The sequence below is a fragment of the Vibrio sp. 10N.222.46.A1 genome, from assembly GCF_041473595.1.
Taxonomy (GTDB): domain Bacteria; phylum Pseudomonadota; class Gammaproteobacteria; order Enterobacterales; family Vibrionaceae; genus Vibrio; species Vibrio tasmaniensis_A.
In genome coordinates, this window is record NZ_JBFRSN010001159.1 from 1 (window position 1) to 2,646 (window position 2,646).

Genomic DNA, 2,646 nt, shown 5'->3' on the forward strand with positions numbered 1-2,646 from the left:
ACCAACTAATCATATTGAGCATTTTTATTTTAATTGCTTGTTTTTAATAATAATTTCCCATTCATGCTTTTATTTTTAATCGCTCTGTTTCATACGGCATTCTGATAAAGATCGATTAGAGCCTTAATTCTATCTGGAATTTGTTATTTGATAACTTTATAATCCACAGCCAATCGATTACGCAACCGTTTACTTTTACCCTTATAGGATTCGATAATGTTCGAAAAGCTATTCAAACTCAGTGAAAATGGCACCAATGTGCGCACTGAAATCATCGCAGGTCTAACAACCTTCCTAACAATGGCTTACATCATTTTTGTAAACCCAATGATTCTAGCTGATGCTGGTATGGACCATGGCGCTGTATTTGTAGCAACCTGTTTAGCAGCTGCTATTGGCTGTTTCATCATGGGCTTTGTTGCTAACTACCCAATTGCTCAAGCTCCAGGCATGGGTTTGAATGCATTCTTTACCTACGCTGTTGTAATGGGGATGGGTTATACGTGGCAAGTTGCTCTGGCAGCGGTTTTCGTATCGGGCGTGATCTTCATCTTCTTAAGCATCTTTAAGATCCGTGAATGGATTATCAACTCGATCCCAATGTCTCTGCGTGTTGGTATCTCTGCAGGTATCGGTCTTTTCCTAGCGTTTATTGCTCTTAGCAATGCTGGCATCGTTGTTTCTAACCCTGCAACGAAAGTTTCACTGGGTGACATTACCGCGATTGCTCCTATCCTAGGTGCGCTTGGTTTCTTCCTTACGATTGCTCTTGTTCACCGTGGCGTGAAAGGCGCAGTAATGATTGCGATTCTAGCTATCACAGCTGTCGGTATTGCTATTGGTGACGTTCAATACGGCGGCATCATGTCGACGCCACCAAGTCTTGCACCAACATTCATGCAGCTTGATTTCTCTGCTGTATTTGAAATCGGTATGATTTCAGTAGTATTCGCTTTCTTGTTCGTCGATTTATTCGATACAGCGGGCACTCTGGTTGGTGTTGCAACGAAAGCAAACCTAATCAAAGAAGACGGTAAACTGCCTCGTCTGAACAAGGCACTGCTTGCTGACTCAACAGCAACATCAATTGGTGCACTGCTAGGTACATCAAATACAACCTCTTACGTTGAGAGTGTTGCGGGTGTCGCTGAAGGCGGCCGTACCGGTCTAACAGCGGTTGTTGTTGGTATCTTGTTCCTACTGGCTCTTTTCTTCTCACCGCTTGCAGGTATGATTCCAGCCTACGCAACATCAGGTGCGTTGTTCTATGTAGCAATTTTGATGATGTCTGGCCTAGTTGGTATTGATTGGCGTGATCTTACGGAAGCAGCCCCAGTCGTGGTAACATGTCTGCTTATGCCGTTGACATACTCTATCGCTGAGGGTATCTCACTAGGCTTCATCGCTTACGCTGCAATTAAGCTGCTAAGTGGTAAAGGTCGCGATGTTTCACCTGCTGTGTGGGTAATGTCGGCTATCTTTATTCTTAAATATACTTTCGCTTAATCGTCTAGATTTCTGCTTAATCGCTGAAGAGGCTATGTTTGAAATAGCCTCTAATAACATGACAAAATTATTAGGTTTTATACTATGAGCAACAAATTCGTTATCACTTGGGACAACATGCAGACTTACTGCCGTCAACTTGCTGAAAAGCAAATGCCAGCAGAGCAGTGGAAAGGCATCTGGGCAGTGAGCCGTGGTGGTTTGGTTCCTGGTGCAATCTTGGCTCGTGAGCTAGGTATTCGTCACGTAGATACGATTTGTATTTCTAGCTACGACCACGATCACCAACGTGATATGACAGTCGTTAAAGCACCTGAAGGTGACGGCGAAGGCTTCCTAATCGTTGAAGATCTTGTTGATAGTGGTGACACTGCACGCAAGCTTCGCGAAATGTACCCGAAAGCGAAACTGATCGCTGTGTGTGCAAAGCCATCTGGTGCTGATTTGCTAGACGAGTACATCGTTGATATCGCTCAAGACACATGGATTGAGCAACCTTGGGATACTAGCCTAAGCTACGTTGAGCCGGTAAATCGCAAGTCAAAATAAGCGTAAACTTAGTTTTTTGAGAAATGACCCTTTATAGGGTCATTTTTTTTTATATGATTAGTAACAACCATTTCTTATTAAGTATCCCAATGTCTGAATCAGAAGAAACGAGCTCAAACCTTTCGGAAACCTTGTTTGTAAAGCACAAGCAGGCTAAAGAGACCTCAATGCTTACACAATACATGCCAAGCTCTGAAGCGTTATTGGATGAGAAGCGTGAACAGCAAAACTCATCATGGTACCGAAACCTAAGACGTCTTCAGTGGGTATGGCAAGGCGTTAACCCCATTGAGCAAGAAGCGGTATTGGCTCGCATCGCGTCATCAGATAACTCTCGTACAACCGATGAGTGGCTTGATACGGTCATGGGTTACCGAAGTGGTAACTGGGCATACGAATGGACCAAACTGGGTATGCAGCATCAAAATCGCTCGAACGAGAAGAAGGGTGAAGAAATGGCTGAAGAGCTGTTTTCAGCATCGTTGTGCTTCAGCATAGCGGGCTACCCACATCTCAAGAACGACAATTTGGCGGCTCAGGCTCAAGTGTTGGCCAACGCAGCTTATTCTGAAGCAATTAAGCATACGAAGG

At 44.1% G+C, this 2,646-nt stretch carries 3 protein-coding genes; all 3 read left to right on the forward strand.

Annotated elements, in window-relative coordinates:
* The first annotated feature begins 216 nt into the window (after positions 1-216).
* Entirely contained in the window at positions 217-1,506 is a 1,290-nt protein-coding gene (locus tag AB4496_RS24755) for an NCS2 family permease (protein ID WP_012604654.1), read from the forward strand.
* Between the two features lie 84 nt (positions 1,507-1,590).
* Entirely contained in the window at positions 1,591-2,055 is a 465-nt protein-coding gene (tet(34), locus tag AB4496_RS24760) for an oxytetracycline resistance phosphoribosyltransferase domain-containing protein Tet(34) (RefSeq protein ID WP_009847475.1), read from the forward strand.
* Between the two features lie 89 nt (positions 2,056-2,144).
* Positions 2,145-2,646 (forward strand): alpha/beta hydrolase (locus AB4496_RS24765; protein WP_372132459.1); only part of this gene is annotated, 502 nt, incomplete at its 3' end.